Source organism: Brevibacterium sp. GP-SGM9 (assembly GCF_047300845.1).
Classification (GTDB): Bacteria; Actinomycetota; Actinomycetes; order Actinomycetales; family Brevibacteriaceae; genus Brevibacterium.
In genome coordinates this window covers 3,885,128-3,901,234 of record NZ_CP178563.1, presented here as the reverse complement: position 1 = coordinate 3,901,234, position 16,107 = coordinate 3,885,128, and the positions used below count along the sequence as shown (strand labels likewise).

At 66.2% G+C, this 16,107-nt stretch carries 15 protein-coding genes; 1 reads left to right on the top strand and 14 read right to left on the bottom strand.

Going from position 1 to position 16,107, the window contains the following annotated elements:
* Positions 1-43: 43 nt before the first annotated feature.
* Both ACH82I_RS17480 and hflX read right to left on the bottom strand, forming a co-directional pair.
* Positions 44-2,008, bottom strand: coding sequence for an ATP-dependent DNA helicase (locus tag ACH82I_RS17480; RefSeq protein WP_413334442.1), 1,965 nt, complete (start codon positions 2,006-2,008; stop codon positions 44-46).
* Positions 2,005-3,480 carry a GTPase HflX gene (hflX, locus tag ACH82I_RS17475; protein WP_413334440.1) on the bottom strand — a complete coding sequence of 492 codons (1,476 nt, stop codon included), beginning with the start codon at positions 3,478-3,480 and terminating at the stop codon, positions 2,005-2,007. The genes ACH82I_RS17480 and hflX overlap by 4 nt, the downstream gene beginning before the upstream one ends.
* A gap of 108 nt (positions 3,481-3,588) precedes the next feature.
* Between hflX and ACH82I_RS17470 the strand changes: the two genes are divergently transcribed.
* Positions 3,589-4,203, top strand: a complete 615-nt coding sequence (locus ACH82I_RS17470) for a class I SAM-dependent methyltransferase (RefSeq protein WP_413334438.1) — start codon at positions 3,589-3,591, stop codon at positions 4,201-4,203.
* A gap of 10 nt (positions 4,204-4,213) precedes the next feature.
* On the opposite strand, the gene dapF is transcribed toward ACH82I_RS17470, so the two are convergent.
* The 12 genes from dapF to ACH82I_RS17410 all read right to left on the bottom strand — a co-directional run bounded on the left by dapF (position 4,214) and on the right by ACH82I_RS17410 (position 16,049).
* On the bottom strand, positions 4,214-5,203 hold the full coding sequence (gene dapF / locus ACH82I_RS17465; RefSeq protein WP_413334436.1) for a diaminopimelate epimerase: 990 nt from the start codon (positions 5,201-5,203) through the stop codon (positions 4,214-4,216).
* Between the two features lie 94 nt (positions 5,204-5,297).
* The gene (gene miaA / locus ACH82I_RS17460; RefSeq protein ID WP_413336778.1) at positions 5,298-6,263 is read right to left on the bottom strand and encodes a tRNA (adenosine(37)-N6)-dimethylallyltransferase MiaA; all 966 of its coding nucleotides are present in this window, start codon (positions 6,261-6,263) and stop codon (positions 5,298-5,300) included.
* Positions 6,264-6,309: 46 nt separating this feature from the next.
* On the bottom strand, positions 6,310-6,954 hold the full coding sequence (locus ACH82I_RS17455; RefSeq protein WP_413334435.1) for a hypothetical protein: 645 nt from the start codon (positions 6,952-6,954) through the stop codon (positions 6,310-6,312).
* 1 nt (position 6,955) lies between these two features.
* Positions 6,956-8,452 (bottom strand): tRNA (N6-isopentenyl adenosine(37)-C2)-methylthiotransferase MiaB, encoded by a 1,497-nt coding sequence (miaB, locus tag ACH82I_RS17450; protein WP_413334433.1) that lies wholly within the window; start codon positions 8,450-8,452, stop codon positions 6,956-6,958.
* 38 nt (positions 8,453-8,490) lie between these two features.
* Positions 8,491-9,375 (bottom strand): regulatory protein RecX, encoded by an 885-nt coding sequence (locus ACH82I_RS17445; RefSeq protein ID WP_413334431.1) that lies wholly within the window; start codon positions 9,373-9,375, stop codon positions 8,491-8,493.
* 55 nt (positions 9,376-9,430) lie between these two features.
* Positions 9,431-10,528: a recombinase RecA gene (gene recA, locus ACH82I_RS17440; RefSeq protein WP_413334429.1), complete on the bottom strand. Its 1,098-nt coding sequence runs from the start codon at positions 10,526-10,528 to the stop codon at positions 9,431-9,433.
* A 228-nt stretch (positions 10,529-10,756) separates the two neighbouring features.
* Positions 10,757-11,164 carry a VOC family protein gene (locus tag ACH82I_RS17435; protein WP_413334428.1) on the bottom strand — a complete coding sequence of 136 codons (408 nt, stop codon included), beginning with the start codon at positions 11,162-11,164 and terminating at the stop codon, positions 10,757-10,759.
* Positions 11,165-11,257: 93 nt separating this feature from the next.
* Positions 11,258-11,485: a DUF3046 domain-containing protein gene (locus ACH82I_RS17430; RefSeq protein WP_413334426.1), complete on the bottom strand. Its 228-nt coding sequence runs from the start codon at positions 11,483-11,485 to the stop codon at positions 11,258-11,260.
* Positions 11,485-11,811 (bottom strand): helix-turn-helix domain-containing protein, encoded by a 327-nt coding sequence (locus ACH82I_RS17425; protein ID WP_230745126.1) that lies wholly within the window; start codon positions 11,809-11,811, stop codon positions 11,485-11,487. The genes ACH82I_RS17430 and ACH82I_RS17425 overlap by 1 nt, the downstream gene beginning before the upstream one ends.
* Before the next feature lie 177 nt (positions 11,812-11,988).
* Complete coding sequence (locus ACH82I_RS17420) at positions 11,989-12,510, bottom strand: CinA family protein (RefSeq protein WP_413334424.1); 522 nt, start codon at positions 12,508-12,510, stop codon at positions 11,989-11,991.
* A complete protein-coding gene (pgsA, locus tag ACH82I_RS17415; RefSeq protein WP_230745124.1) occupies positions 12,503-13,156 on the bottom strand; it encodes a CDP-diacylglycerol--glycerol-3-phosphate 3-phosphatidyltransferase in 654 nt (217 codons plus the stop codon). Before pgsA ends, ACH82I_RS17420 begins: the two co-directional genes overlap by 8 nt.
* Before the next feature lie 121 nt (positions 13,157-13,277).
* Positions 13,278-16,049, bottom strand: coding sequence for a DNA translocase FtsK (locus ACH82I_RS17410; RefSeq protein WP_413334423.1), 2,772 nt, complete (start codon positions 16,047-16,049; stop codon positions 13,278-13,280).
* Positions 16,050-16,107: the final 58 nt, after the last annotated feature.

The window sequence follows — 16,107 nt, the reverse complement described above, 5'->3', positions numbered from 1 at the left end:
GCGAACGCCCCCGACCAGTGACCGGTCGGGGGCGTTCGTGCATTCACTCCGCAGGCTTCGCCAGACGGCCCAGACTCTTCCGGACCAGGGCGGCATCCGTCGTCGGCCACATCCGCGGCATCGAGTTGACGAGGAATCCCCCGTAGCGGGCCGAGCGCAGACGGGAGTCGAGGACCGCGACGACTCCCTGGTCCTTCGTCGATCGGATGAGTCGGCCGGCCCCCTGTGCCAGGCGCAGGGCCGCATGGGTGGCGCTGACGGCCATGAACCCGTTGACTCCGCGATTGTCGGCATCGCGGGCGCGTGCCTGCATGAGCGGATCGTCGGGTCGGGGGAAGGGCAGCCGGTCGATGACGACGAGTCGGTTCGTCCGCCCCGGCACGTCCACGCCTTGCCACAGTGACATGGTTCCGAACAGGCACGACCGGTCGTCGGCGGTGAACTGGGAGACCAGAGAGGGCAGACCGTCATCGCCTTGGAGGAGGATCGGGAAATCGAACTTCTCCCGCAGATGCTCGGCGGCCACCGAGGCCGCGGCCTTCGAGGAGAAGAGCCCGAGCGCTCCCCCGTTCGAGGCCCTGACCAGCTTCTCGAGCTCGTCCAGAGCCTGTTCGCTCAGTCCCGAACGCCCGGGACGGGGCAGATGGGCGGCGACGTAGAGGATCCCCTGCTTGCCGTAGTCGAAGGGCGACCCCACGTCGAGTCCGTCCCACTTCGGCGCATCCGGGCCGAACAGTCCGAGAGAGGCCGCGACGGCATCGAAATTGCCTCCGAGGGCCAAGGTCGCCGAGGTGGCCACCACCGTCGCCTCCTCGAAGATGCCCGAACGCATGGTCCCGGCCACGCTCAGGGGTGCGACGACGAGGTTCGTCGTCTCCTTCTCCCGGAAGGTGCTGCGTGAGAGCCAGATAACGTCGTTCTTGCCCGGATCGCAGAAGCGTTCGGCCAGTTCGAAGATCTCCTGGCAACGGGCCTTGGCCATCTGCCGTCCCGCATCAGCTTCCTCGGTCTTGCCGCCGATGTCGTTGATGATCTGCCTGGCCGAATCGCGGATCTGCATGAGCGCCAGCGACATGGCCTCACTGAGGTTGAGGATGAGGCCTTCGCTCTGCCCGGATTGGGCGCGTTCAAGGGCCGCAGCCGCAGAGTCGAGCAGTGCCACGACGCCGTCCTGAACGGTGGTGTGCTTGCGCACCGCGCTCGTGGCCGCCGAGAGCATGCTGAGGTTGATCTGCCCGGACAGGGCGCTGGTCACCCGGTCCTTGAGCTCGTGGGCCTCGTCGATGATGATGACATCGTGTTCGGGCAGCACGGTGTTGTCCCCGAAGGCGTCGATGGCCAGCAGCGCATGGTTGGTCACGACGATGTCGGACTCGGCGGCTTTGTTGCGGGCGATCTCGGCGAAGCATTCGGTGTAGAGCGGACAGTTCGAGCCGAGGCAGTCGAAGGCGTTGACCGAGACCTGTGACCAGGCGCGGTCGCTGACTCCGGGCAGCAGATCGTCCCGATCACCGGACTCAGTGGTCTTCTCCCAGGTGCGGATCCGTTGGATCTCCTCACCCAGCCCGGAGCGGTCGGCGGGTTTGCGACCCGCCTCGGCGTCGGCACCGAGGTCGAAGAGCATGCCGTCGCCCTCGTCCGGGTAGCCCCCGGCGAGCTTGTGCTTGCACACATAGTTCCGGCGGCCCTTGAGCAGGGCGGCCCGGGGCAGCGGATCGAGGTCCTTCTTCACGGCCTTGAACAGGCGCGGCAGATCGCGATGGATGATTTGCGTCTGCAGGGCCAGGGTCGCCGTGGAGACGATGACCCGCCCTCCCGTGCGGCTCGCGTACTCGGCGGCCGGAACGAGGTAGGCCAGGGATTTTCCGGTGCCGGTGCCTGCCTGCACGAGCAGATGGATGCCCTTGTCCACCGCCGAGGCGACCGCCCGGGCCATCTCTTCCTGACCTTCCCTGGGCGAACCGCCGATGGCCCCGACGGCGGACTCGAGGAGTGCGTCGACGGTCACTGATCGATGACCAGGTCCGGACGTCGGAATTCTTCGAGTTCGGCCGCGAGCTCGGCGGGCACCTTGGCCTGCATGCCGGTTCCGGCGGATCCGTGCTCCTCGTGTTCGACCATGCCGAGGGCATAGATCTTCGAGACGAGATCCCCACGGTCGTAGGGAATGAGCACGGTGACGTCGATGCTCGGGGCCGGCAAGGACCGTTCGATGGTGTCGACGAGTTCGGGAATGCCGATCTCGGTCACCGCGGAGACGAACTGTGCCTCGGGATATTCGGCGCGCAGCCCGGTGACCACGGCCTCATCGGCGATGTCGGTCTTGTTGAACACGAGGAGTTCGGGGATGTCCCCGGTCTCGACGTCCTTGAGCACCTCCCGCACCGCATGGATCTGCTTGTGCGGATCGGGGTGGGAGGCGTCGACGACATGGAGGAGCAGATCGGACCCGGCGGCCTCTTCCAGCGTCGAGCGGAAGGCTTCGACGAGCTGGTGGGGCAGGCTGCTGACGAACCCGACGGTGTCCGTGTAGGTGAAGGTGATGCCCTCCGAGGTCCGGGACTGTCTCACGGTCGGATCAAGGGTCGCGAACAGGGCGTTCTGCACCATCACCTCGGCGTCGGTGAGGCGATTGAGCAGGGAGGACTTCCCCGCGTTCGTGTAGCCCACGATCGCCACGGACGGGATGTGGTTGCGGGCACGGTTCTTCCGCTTCGTCGACCGGGACGGGGCCATCGCCTGGATCTCGCGACGCAGTTTGGACATGCGGGTGCGGATGCGGCGACGATCGAGCTCGATCTTCGTCTCACCCGGACCACGGGAGCCGATTCCGGCACCGCCGGCGACACGACCACCGGCCTGCCGGGACAGGGATTCACCCCAACCACGCAGACGCGGCAGCAGGTATTCGAGCTGGGCGAGCTCGACCTGGGCCTTGCCCTCCCGGGACTTCGCATGCTGGGCGAAGATGTCGAGGATGAGGGCGACGCGGTCGACGACCTTGACCTTGATGACATCCTCGAGACCGCGCCTCTGGCTCGGGGCCAGCTCGGAGTCGATGATGACCGTATCGGCGCCGACGGCGGCGACGATCTCGGCGAGCTCGGCGGCCTTGCCCTTGCCCAGGTAGGTGCCCGGGTCGGGTTTGTCGCGGCGCTGGACGAGGGCGTCGAGCACCTCGGAACCGGCGGTCTCGGCCAGCGCCGCGAGCTCCCGGATGGAGTTCTCAGCATCGGCCAGGGTCGTGTTCCACAGGCCGGCGAGCACAACGCGCTCGAGCCTGACCTGGCGGTACTCGACCTCGGTGACATCTTCGAGTTCGGTCGAGAGTCCGGCGACGCGTTTGAGGGCGGCGCGTTCGGCGAGGTCGTACTGGGAGGCCTCGTCGGCAGTTGCTTCCGTGCCGCCGAGAGCCTGAGCTCCTCGTCCGAGCACGCGGTCGAGCATCGCGTCTCGACGCTCTTTGTCAGTGGACGTCATTCATTCCTTTGTTCGCTGCCGCCCGGTCGGGCCTGCTGCCTGCGGGCGGGTGTTCTCTCACACCGTCATGGTGTCCATCAATTCTCCCACAGCCTCTAGACTGATGTGGTGGCAGAGCACTATTTCACCGAATCGCCGAGCAGTGAGGCCAAGACCCGCGAACTCAGGCTCGATCTGGCCGGCCGTGAGATCACCGTCGAAACCGTGTCGGGCACGTTCTCACCGACCCGCCTCGATCTGGGTACCGCAGTGCTGCTGCGGCATCTGCCGACACCGCCGGCCGGTGATCTCCTCGATCTCGGCTGCGGGTGGGGACCGATCACCCTCGATGCCGCACTGAGCGCCAAGGACGCCGAGGTGGACCTGCGTGTGTGGGCCCTCGACGTGAATTCCCGGTCCCTGGAGACCACGGCGGCCAACGCCGCCCGCCTGGGCCTGGATTCGATCCGCACCGTCACGGCCGCCGAAGTCCCCGAAGATTTGCAGTTCTCTGCGATCCGGTCCAATCCTCCGATCCGCATCGGCAAGGACGCCCTGCACGAGTTGCTCTCGACGTGGCTGCCGCGGCTGGCTCCCGGCGGTCGGGCTGATCTCGTGGTGTCGAAGAACCTCGGCGCGGATTCGCTGCAGAAGTGGATCGTGGAGATGCTCGGAGAGGGCTTCAGCGTCGTGCGCACCGGATCCTCGAAGGGCTTCCGTGTGCTGACGATCGAACGGGACTGACCGAGCCCACTCAGCCGATGGTGCCGCCGGCGACGAGCACGGCGGGTCCGGCGAGAGTCACCCGACCTGCGGTTCCGTTCTGGTTCGGGTCGATGCCGATGCGCAGCTGACCGCCGGGCACGTCGACGCGCCACTGCAGCGGCGAGTTCGGACCGGCCCAGTGGTGGGCGGCGATGGCGGCCGCGCAGGCTCCGGTTCCGCAGGAGCGGGTTTCGCCGACTCCGCGTTCGAACACGCGCATCCGCAGGGCGCCCTCTCCCCCGGCGACATCGCTGCGGGCCGGTTCCATGACGATGTATTCGACGTTGGATCCCTGCGGCGGCACCGGGTCGAGGACGGGAGCGTCACGGAGATCGGCGCCTTCGAGTTCGACCGCCTCGGCGAGGGCGACGACCGTGTGCGGGTTGCCGGTTTCGACGCTCAGCCCCGGTCGGGCGACCTCGATGCCTCCGGTGGTCACGAGCACCGAGGAGTTCTCATCGAGTGACCACTCGCCCATGTCGATCGTGTACCAGGCGTCATCGGCCGATCCGGGGGCGTTCGGCGTGGTCGTCTGCAGTCCGTCCCCGGTCTGAACGCCGAGGGCGGGGTTGAGGGTGGTGCGCACGGTCTTGATGCCGTCGCGGGTGCCGACCAGGATGTCCTTGGTGTCGGCGGGCACACGGCCTGTGGTCACAAGAGTGTGGGCGAAGACGCGGACGCCGTTGCCGCACATCTCGGACAGGCTGCCGTCGTGGTTGTAGTAGTCCATGAACCATTCGGCTCCGGCTTCGGCCTGTTCGGCGGCTCCGGGGATGCCGCTCTTGGCCGAGCGCACGATGCGGATGATGCCGTCGGCGCCGAGTCCGGCGCGACGGTCGGCGAGCAGGGCGATGGTCTCTGGATGCATCTCGAGTTCGCTGTCGTCATCGGAGAGGAGGACGAAGTCGTTCTGGGTGCCGTGTCCCTTGAGGAACGGGGTGTCGGCGAGTGCGGCGAACGGCGATTCCGAGGTGCTCATGAGTCCATCCTATCGGGGCACCGGGGCCGGTGGATACAGCGCCTATTCGGCTCTGCGAAGGTCCACGTCGGCGGAGGCTCAGCTCGATGGAAGCTCAGCTCTGTGGAGGTTCGTCGCTTTCGGGTTTCGCCCTGTTGTCGGTGAGGATCGCCAGCGCACCCGCGAGGTTGTTCGCCGGGTCGGCCGCGCTGCCGTCGATCCAGTGGATCCGCGGGTCGCGGCGGAACCAGGTGTCCTGGCGGCGGGCGAACTGCCGGGTCCGCACGATCGTGTCGTCGATGGCCTCCTCGCGGCTGATCTCACCGGTCAAGAAGCGTTGGATCTGGGCGTAGCCGATGGCCCGTGAGGCGGTCTTGCCCGCGGCGAGGCCGGCATTGAGGAGTGAGCGGACCTCTTCGACCCACCCGGCCTCCCACATGGCGTGCACGCGGGCTGCGATCCGGGTGTGCAGGACCTCCCGATCCATGCTCAGCCCGATGTGGAGTGTCGGTTCGATCTCCCGGTAGTCCGGGAGCTGGGCGCTGAAGGGTCTGCCGGTGAGTTCGATGACTTCGAGGGCGCGGACGATGCGGCGCTGGTCGTTGACCGTGATCTTCGCTGCCGCCGCGGGATCGGTCTCCTCGAGTCGGCGGTGCATGGCCCACCGGTCGGCGGCGACTTCGGCTTCGAGCCTGGCACGGATGTTCGGGTCGGTGCCGGGGAATTCCATGTGGTCGACGGCGGCTCGCACGTAGAGTCCCGAGCCGCCGACGAGGATCGGGCGCTTCCCACGTGCCCGCAGTTCGGCGATGGCGGTGCGGGCTCGGGCTTGGAAATCTTGGACGTTCGCCTCTTCGGAGACGTCGAGGAAGTCGAGGAGGTGGTGTGGGATCCCCCGGCGTTCGGCTGCGGGAAGTTTGGCCGTCCCGATGTCCATTCCCCGGTAGAACTGCATCGAATCCGTGTTGATGATCTCCCCGCCGAGGTTCTCGGCCAGATCGAGGGCAAGATCCGACTTTCCGCTGGCCGTCGCCCCGATGACCGTGATGATGGGGGCGGCGGGGCTGTCAGAGGGAGCCATGCCGCCGGGTGCCATGTCGCCGGGTGTCGTGTCGGAGCCTGCCATGTCAGCGGCTGCCTCGACCGCACAGGGAGCGAACTTCGTGCACGGTTTCGTCGAAGGCCGTCTCGAACTCCCACGAGCCCGTCCCGAGGTGCGGCAGCGCCGACTCGAGCAGGGCGAGGTCGGCGTGGACGTTCGGTGCCTTCGCTGCGGCTCGGCTCAGTGTCGTCGCGTCGCCGACTTTGAGCGCATGGGCCACCGATTCGTCGAATTCGCGTGCACCGTCGACCGGTGCCAGTGGCGCATCCTCGCTGGCGGCAGCCGAGAGATCGATGGGGATGAGCAGATGCTCACTGGTCCCAACCGGCCCGATGCGCACGGCCGTTGCATGTGCGTGGAGCAGGACGACGCCGATCGCCGGATGCGCGGTCTCGCAGGACCCGCGTTCCTCTTCGGTCAGTGCGTCGACGGCGTGTACCCATGCCTCACCGGTGAGGAGTTGACCGGTGCGGGTGTCGATCCCGCGGTCGATTCCCCAGCCGCCGAGTCCCGCGAGCACGGGCAACTCGTCGAGAGGCAGCGCCCACTGCTCGTGGGAGCTCAGGACGGTCTCGATGTCGTTGCGCAGACCCGCGATTCTCTCGGTTTCGAGTTCGTCGATGCCGGGCAGGAGCACGGGTGCGGCCGGAACGACCGCGAACGAGGCCATCTCAGCTGCGGGTGCGGATAGTCGGCATACCGAGGTTCGTCGATCCGCCGGCGCTCGTGCCTGGGGCGGGTGCCCCGCAGCTGTCGGCTTGGGCGCGGTCATGGGCGTCGCCGGCGTGGGAGGGCCGCACGGAGTATCCGGAGTCGGCGAGCAGGAAGTACGGCTTCGCCTCGGTGACGGTGGCGGTGACGAAGTCCCCGGGGCGCGGAAGCTCGGCGCCGGTGGGGATGCCGACGTGTACGAGGCGGTTGTCGGCGGCACGGCCGCTCAGCCTCGGCGAATCTCCGTGGGGCAGTTTGGTCACGAGCACTTCGACCTCACGGCCGATCTGCTTCTTGTTCTCATCCCAGGCAATCTCGTCTTGGAGGGCGGTGAGTCGTTCGAAGCGCTCCTGCACGACCTCCTTGGGCACCTGGTTCTCCATGGTCGCCGCGGGGGTGCCGGGGCGGATCGAGTACTGGAAGGTGAAGGCTTGGGAGAAGCGGGCGCGACAGACGATGTCCATGGTGCCTTGGAAGTCCTCTTCCGTCTCCCCGGGGAAGCCGACGATGATGTCGGTGGTGATCGCGGCGTGCGGGATGCGTTCGCGCACGGAGTCGAGGATGCGCATGAACCGGGTGGTGCGGTAGGACCGGCGCATGGATTTGAGGATCGTGTCGGAACCGGACTGCAGCGGCATGTGCAGCTGCGGCATCACGGTCGGGGTTTCGGCCATGGCTTCGATGACGTCGTCGGAGAACGCGGCCGGGTGGGGGCTGGTGAAGCGGACCCGTTCGATGCCGTTGACATTGCCGACCGCGCGCAGCAGTTTGGCGAAGGCACCCTTGTCGCGGAATTCGGCACCGTAGGAGTTGACGTTCTGCCCGAGCAGGGTGACTTCGACGACGCCGTCGGCGACGAGAGCTTCGACCTCGGCGAGGATGTCGCCGGGACGGCGGTCCTTCTCCTTGCCGCGGAGGCTGGGCACGATGCAGAACGTGCAGCTGTTGTTGCAGCCGACGGAAATCGACACCCATCCGGCGTGCTGGGATTCTCGCTTGCTGGGCAAGGTGGAGGGGAAGACGTCGAGACTTTCGAGGATCTCGACCTGCGCCTCGTGGTTGTGGCGGGCCCGGTCGAGCAGCGCCGGCAGCGCGCCCATGTTGTGGGTGCCGAAGACCACGTCGACCCAGGGGGCCTTCTTGACGATGGTGTCGCGGTCCTTCTGGGCCATGCATCCGCCCACGGCGATCTGCAGGCCCGGGTGGCTCTCCTTGACCTTGGCGAGCTGGCCGAGGTTGCCGTAGAGACGGTTGTCGGCGTTCTCACGCACGGCGCAGGTGTTGAAGACGACGACATCGGCCTGATCGTCGGTGTCAGCTTGAACGTAGCCTGCGTCGTCGAGGAGGCCGGAGAGTCGCTCGGAATCGTGCACGTTCATCTGGCAGCCGTAGGTCTTGACCTCGTAGCTGCGGGTCGAGTGCTCGGTTGTCGCCGGGGAGTCAATCAGTTCAGTCATGGCGCCACCATTCTAGCCGTTTCGCGGAGCACGAATGCTCAGTCTTCGGCGAGGACTTCGCGGGTGACCTTGATGCAGATCGAGGAGGAGAATCCGCGTCGGGCGAGCATGCCGAGGATCCGTCGCTCGCGCACCTCGTAGGCGAGTCTGCTTGTCGAGGCGGCTTTCTTCGCGGCGACTTCCCGGGCGAGGTCCTCTTCCCCGTCGACCTCGTCGACGGCCTCGGAGATGATCTCGGGCGGAATGCCCTTCTTGTTCAGTTCCCGCCTCAGCACCGATTGGGAGAGTTTGCGCCTCTCGCGATGGGCACGGACGTAGCGGTGGGCGAATTCCTCGTCGTTGAGCAGTTTGGATTTCTGGAGTTTCGCGATGAGTTCGTCGACGGCGTCGGGCAGGAAGTCGCGTTTGAGCAGCTTTTCCCGCAGCTCCTGGCTCGCGTGGTCGCGCATGGCGAGCATGTTCATCGCCGTATTCTTCGCCTTCGCATAGGACTCCTCGAAGTCCGGTTCCTCGGAATCTGAATCATCCGAATCAAAGTCGAGGCCGGCCGAGCTGAGACCGACGGAATCGAAGCCCTCGGAGCCGAGACTCTCGCTGCCGAATACTTCGGAGTCGTCATCGCCGTCGCTGCTGTCGGAATCGTCGAGGGCGAAGGGCGGCGGCTCACCGGTGTCGAAGGCCGTCCAGCCTCCTCCCCCGCCGGACTCGCGTTGGGGCGCTTTCGCGCTTGTCCGCCCCGCCGAACTCGACCGTGCAGACTCAGCCTTCGACCGCGCAGGCTTGTCGCTCGATGCCGACCGCCCCTCGCTCCGCCCCGACAGGGGCGCGAAGAATTCCGATTCCCCTTCCGCATGGCGCTCGTCGATCTCGGACACGGCGGCACGCAGCTGATCGAGGGTCGCCGCCTGCGCAGACGAGCTCACCGGATCGGCACTCTCAGGTGCTGATCCGATGAGCTCGTCGTCAGTGCGACCGGGTTCAGACCTCGGCGTCATCCGTCTGCGGGGTCTCTGCGGCACCCTCGGCCGCCTCGGCGTCGTCTTCGGGTTCGACCTTGATCAGGCCCATCTTGTGCTTGATCTTCAGTTCGATCTCCTCGGCCAGGCCCGGGTTGTCGCGGAGGAAGTTGCGCACGTTCTCCTTGCCCTGGCCCAGCTGATCGCCATCATAGGTGAACCAGGATCCGGACTTGCGGATGATTCCGTTGTCGACGCCCATATCGATGAGGCTGCCTTCGCGGGAGATTCCGTGACCGTAGATGATGTCGAACTCGGCCTGCTTGAACGGCGGCGCGATCTTATTCTTGACGATCTTCGCCCTCGTCCTGTTGCCGACCGCGTCCTGACCTTCCTTGAGGGTCTCGATGCGGCGCACGTCGATGCGCACGGAGGCGTAGAACTTCAGCGCCTTACCGCCCGAGGTGGTCTCCGGGGAGCCGAAGAACACGCCGACCTTCTCGCGCAGCTGGTTGATGAAGATCGCGGTGGTCTTCGACTGAGCCAGCGCACCGGTGATCTTACGCAGAGCCTGCGACATCAGACGTGCCTGGAGACCGACGTGGCTGTCGCCCATCTCGCCTTCGATTTCGGCCTTGGGCACGAGAGCGGCGACGGAGTCGATGACGATGACGTCGAGGGCTCCCGAGCGGATGAGCATATCGGCGATCTCGAGTGCCTGCTCACCGGTATCGGGCTGGGAGACGAGAAGCTGATCGGTGTCGACACCGAGCTTCTTCGCGTATTCGGGATCGAGGGCGTGCTCGGCGTCGATGAATCCTGCGATCCCGCCTGCCTTCTGAGCATTCGCCACCGCGTGGAGGGCGACGGTGGTCTTACCCGATGATTCCGGGCCGTAGATCTCCACGACGCGGCCACGCGGCAGGCCGCCGATGCCCAGCGCGATGTCAAGGGCGATCGAGCCGGTGGGGATGCAGGCGATCGGCTCGCGGACTCCATCGCCGAGGCGCATGATCGCGCCCTTGCCGTAGTTGCGGTCGATCTGTCCCAGCGCCGCGTCGAGTGCCTTCGACTTGTCGTTGCCGGTGGGGATCTGAAGGTTCTTGGGTGTGCGTGCCATGACGTCTCCTCATCGTTGCTTTTTCCGTTGAGACCAAGGCTAGAAGATGGCACTGACATAACGACAGAGGATGATTCTCCCCCGTGGATAACCAGCCACTCGTGGTCACAGGTCCCGTGATTCACCACCAGCATAACCGACATCCGAACAGGTGTTCTAAATATCGGGGCGTGTCGCGTGTCTCCAAGAACGATTCAGGAGGCGAACCATTTGCTGCCCGAGGCTCCTCTACTCTGCTGCCAGGCCGAGCTGCCAGGTGAGGCCGAAACGGTCGCCCACCCAACCGAATGGTCCGAAGCCATAGTCATCGAGCGGCATGAACACGGTGCCCTGCGCGCTCAGTGCGGTGAAGATGCGTTGCAGCTCTTCGGCCGACTCGCAATCGACCATGAGCGACACTGCGGGAGTGATGTCCCATTCGTGGTCGACGAAGCTGTCGCTCAATCGCAGTCGCTGGCCGGCGATCTCGATCTCCGCCATGATGACCGTGCCCTCGGCACCGGGTCCCTCGGGACCGTACCGGTTGTCGGAGACCACTCGCCCATCGGCGAAGACCTCGAGGTAGGTCCCCATCGCCTCGGCGGCATTCTGGCCGCGACCGGGCTGGAAGGTGATAAACGGGACTGCCTGATTCATGCGGCCAGTCTACACTCGAGCGTCAGCGCACATCCGCTGCAGAGCTGGCCTCAGAACGGACGTGAGCGAGTCTCAGCACAGGCGCGAACGAAGTCAGAACGGACGCGAACGCGGCTTCTCTTTGCCCAGGCGGCGGGACTCGGGGACGCTCATGGAGTCGCACACGGCGATCCAGATGTCGCGGGGTTCGACTCCGGCTTCGAAAGCCTGTTGGGCGGTCCGCGAACCGAGGCTGCTCAGCGTGAGGTCGGTGTGCAGGGAGGCAGCACGCGCCTCACCGAACTCCTCGTTCATGAGGATCCAGTAGAGGGTGTGGCGCATCAGGGTTTAGCGGCCAACCGCGGCACCGGGTATCCCGGGTGGCCCAGGATCTTGTCCGAGAGCTCCTGCGGAATGGTGTCGGGGATCTCGACTCCCTCTTCGAGGGCGAAGCGATCGGAGACCGAGGACAGCAGCGCCGAGAGCGGCAGGTCGAGTGCCTCGCAGATGGCCGACAGCAACTCCGAGGAGGCTTCCTTCTGACCGCGCTCGATCTCGCTGAGGTAGCCCAGCGAGACGCTGGCTCCTGTGGAGACATCGCGGAGGGTGCGTCCCTGGCGGCGACGGGCCGAACGCAGTGCGTCGCCGATTTCAACTCTCAGTAACATAACGCGTCCCTCCCTTTGTCAGCGCGATCCGTCCTCATTGTGCCTTCAACTTTACAGCCCGCTCGCGATCCTGCGCCAACCTGGACCAGTGCGCGGACGGTATTGCCAGTCCATTCGAAGAATGTGGTGAATGTTCGTCCAATCGTCATCACCTGGCCAACCTCGTCCGGGTGGAACTTATTCCGCGCCGTTCCCGGCCTCGGGTCCGTAGGCGATGTGGGCGACGAATTCCTCGAGGTTGACCGACATGGCGCGGACCGTCTGTTCGCGGATCTCGTTGCGGTCGCCGGTGAAGTCGTGTTCGAAGACCTTGGCCTTGCCGCCGAAGGCGATGGCCGTGTAGACGAGGCCGACGCCCTTGCCGTCCTGCGGGTCGGGTCCGGCCACACCGGTGCAGGAGATGCCGATGTCGGCCACGCACTTCGTGGCCGCACCGACGGCCATCTGTGCGGCCACGACCGGATCGACCGGGCCGGTCTCCTCGAGATGGTCGGCATCGACTCCGGCAAGAGCGGCTTTGAGGTCGGTGGCGTAGGTGACCAGTCCCCCGCGCACCACGGCCGAGGCGCCCGGAACGTCGACGAGAGCCGCGACGAAGCGGCCGCCGGTCAGCGATTCCGCCGAGGCGAGCGAGAGCCCCATCTGTGTGCAGGTGGCGATGAGGCGCTGGTTGAGTGCGAACAGCTCGGCCTCAGGCATCGTCTTTTCCGGCATCGCCGGCGTGGGCGTCCTTGGCGAGCTTCGCCGCCTGGATGCAGTAGTCGATGCCTGTGACCACGGTGACGACGATGGCCGCGGACATGATGATCCACGCCAGCAGCACGAGCACGAAGGTCACGCCTTCGGGGACGAGATGAGCCAGCGGGTAGAGCAGCAGGAACAGTCCGATCGCGACAGTCTGGAGCACGGTCTTAAGCTTGCCGCCCTTCGACGCCGGCATGACCGCGATGCGGATCATGAAGAACCGCAGCACCGTGATGCCCAGCTCCCGGACGAGGATGACGACGGGCACCCACCAGGGCAGCTCGCTGACCAAAGCCAGCCCGATGAGCGCGGCGGCCATGAGTGATTTGTCGGCGATCGGGTCGGCGATCTTGCCGAAGTTCGTGATGAGGTTGTATTTCCTCGCCAGGTCACCGTCGATCTTGTCGGTGAGCATGGCCAGCAGGAAGACGACGAGTGCCCACCAGCGGGTAGTCAGGTCGTGTCCGCCGTCGGCGAGCAGCAGGATGAGGAAGACGGGCACCAGGAGGATGCGCAGCACCGTCAGCGCGTTGGGGACGTTCCACGGGCTCGGCTCTGCGGCCGGCTGGTTGGAGGCTCCTGCCTCGGCTCGTTCGTTCACCCCTCCACCCTATCGAAGTGAGCTGGGTACGGCATGGAGGACGAAACGCGCCGAGGTGGGTGTCCGTTGATCGGGACACCCACCTCGGCGGGTGGTGCGGTTGACTGCTCCGGGCCTGGCCTCAGCGGCCGGTCAGCTGCCAGGCGTCCTCGCCGCTGGCCTCGACGACCTCGAGTCCCGTATCCGGGTCGATGTCGCCGACGTGCAGGTCCTCGGCATGGCCGACGCCGTGGGCATAGCGGTCGGAACTGCCGCCCGAGCCGGATCCTCCGTATGAGCCGGAACCCTCGGATGAATTCGAGGCACCGAAGTCCTCGAACTCCTCGTCGTAGTCTCCGGCCGCCGAGGCGGTCGTCCCGCCGGTCGCGCGCGGTTCCTCAGCGGCGGCGCCGCCCGTGTCGGGCGGGGTGTCGCCCTTGATGATGGCCAGAGTGCCGGGCAGATCGTCGGGGCGGACGAGGACGTCGCGGGCCTTCGATCCTTCGGAGGGTCCGACGATGCCGCGGGACTCCATGAGGTCCATGAGGCGACCGGCCTTCGCGAAGCCGACGCGCAGCTTGCGCTGGAGCATCGACGTCGAGCCGAACTGGGTGGTGACGACCTGTTCGATGGCCTGGAGCAGGAGTTCGAGATCGTCGCCGATCTCCTCGTCGATCTGCTTCTTCGGCGCTTCGACGGCGACGTCTTCGCGGTAGTTCGGTGTGAGCTGACCTTTGACGTGTTCGACGACCTTCTCGATCTCGGACTCGTTGACCCAGGCGCCCTGGACGCGCATCGGCTTGGCCGCGCCCATCGGCAGGAACAGGGCGTCACCCTGGCCGATGAGCTTCTCCGCACCGGGCTGGTCGAGGACGACGCGGGAGTCGGCCAGCGAGGAGGTCGCGAAGGCCAGACGCGAAGGCACGTTGGCCTTGATCAGGCCGGTGACGACGTCGACGCTGGGTCGCTGGGTGGCGAGCACCAGGTGGATGCCGGCGGCACGAGCCAGCTGGGTGATGCGCTGGATCGAGGCCTCGACGTCGCGCGGGGCGACCATCATGAGGTCGGCGAGCTCGTCGACGACGACCAGGAGGTACGGGTAGGGCTGGAGCACGCGTTCGGATCCGGCCGCTGGCTGGATGCGACCCTCGCGGACGGCCTTGTTGAATTCCTTGACGTGCTTGAATCCGTAGTTCGCGAGGTCGTCGTAGCGGGCGTCCATCTCCCGCACGACCCATTCGAGCGCCTCGGCGGCCTTCTTCGGGTTCGTGATGATCGGGGTGATGAGGTGCGGAATGCCCTCGTAGATCGTCAGCTCCACGCGCTTGGGGTCGACGAGGATCATGCGGACCTCGTCGGGAGTCGCGCGCATCATGATCGAGGTGATCATGGAGTTCACGAAGCTCGACTTACCGGCACCGGTGGCACCGGCGACGAGGAGGTGGGGCATCTTGGAGAGGTCGGCGACGACGAATCCGCCTTCGACGTCCTTGCCCACGCCCATGACCATCGGGTGTTCGGTCTTCCGGGCTGCCTTCGAGCGGAGCACATCGCCGAGGGAGACGTTCTCACGGTCGGAGTTCGGGATCTCGATGCCGATGGCCTTCTTGCCGGGAATCGGCGAGAGGATGCGGACATCGGCGCTGGCCACGGCGTAGGCGATGTTCTTCGACAGCGCCGTGACCTTCTCGACCTTCGTGCCCGCGCCGAGTTCGACCTCGTAGCGAGTGACTGTCGGGCCGCGGGAGAAGCCGGTGACCTCGGCGTCGATCTTGAACTGGGTCATCACGTCGCGCAGGGCTTCGACGACCCGGTCGTTGGCTTCAGAGCGCTCCTTGGCGGGCGGTCCGGGCACGAGGTAGTCGGAGTTCGGCAGGGTGTAGGTGACATCGCCGGCCAGGGTCAGCTGTTCGACGCGTTCGGGCAGCTGTTCGGTCGGCGGAGCCGGCGGGTTGTTCGTTGTGGGCACCGGCGCCGAGGCGGCGGCGGGCTTGGCATCGGCTCCGGACTTGTGCGCGACCGTGGCGGCGTCCTCGTCCATGCCGATGGTCTTCTTCAGCGCGGCGGCTTCGCGTTCGGCCTTGGTCGGGCGGCGCTGGCCGGGCTTGAGTTTGGGTTCGGTGTCGATGACCGCGGTGTCGGTCTCGTCCTCGGAGATCTCGTTCTCGTTGATGTAGGCCTTGTCGTAGGCCTTCGTGACCGTTTCGTCGTCGGTCTCGCCGTCGAGTTCGGGGATCTCGGTCTTCTTCTTCCGGCTGCGGCGCTTGGCGCCCATGACGGGTTTGAGGCTCGAGGTCCGGGCGTTGTCGGCGACGAGGTCGGTCTGGGTCTCTCCGTTCGCCTCGGCGTCGGATTCGGGTCGGGCACCGCCGGTCAGACGCAGGTAGAGGTCGGTCAGGCGCTTCGGGATCGAGCGCACGGGTGTGGCCGTGATGACGAGGAGAGAGAAGAGTCCGAGCAGGATGAGCAGCGGCACTGCCACATAGTTGGTTGTGGCGGTGACCAGGGGCGAGGAGACGACGAAGCCGAGCGCCCCTCCCCCGTTGGTCATGGCCTCACGGGTGTTGACGAAGCTCGGGTTGCCGGCGGCGATGTGGGCAAGTCCGGCCGCGGCGAGCAGCAGGAAGATGCCGCCGATGAGGATCCGGTTGTTGCCGCGGTTGTCGTCTCCGCGCAGGAACAGGCGGATCGCGTAGCAGGTGAAGATCACCGGCAGGGCGAGGGCGACGCGGCCGAAGGTGCCTTCGACCACGGAGCGGACCACGTCGCTGATCGCGCCGGGGATGTTCCACCATTCGAAGGCGGCGATGACGATTGAGAGACCGATGAGGAAGAAGGCGGTGCCGTCTCTCTTCGTCGGTGACTGATCGGTCGGTTCGTCGCTGAGGATCTTTCGCGCACGGTTTCCGGCCATGTGGGCCACTCCCCTCCACGCACCGGTGACAACGTTTGCCCCGGGGTCTTCTGTCCCC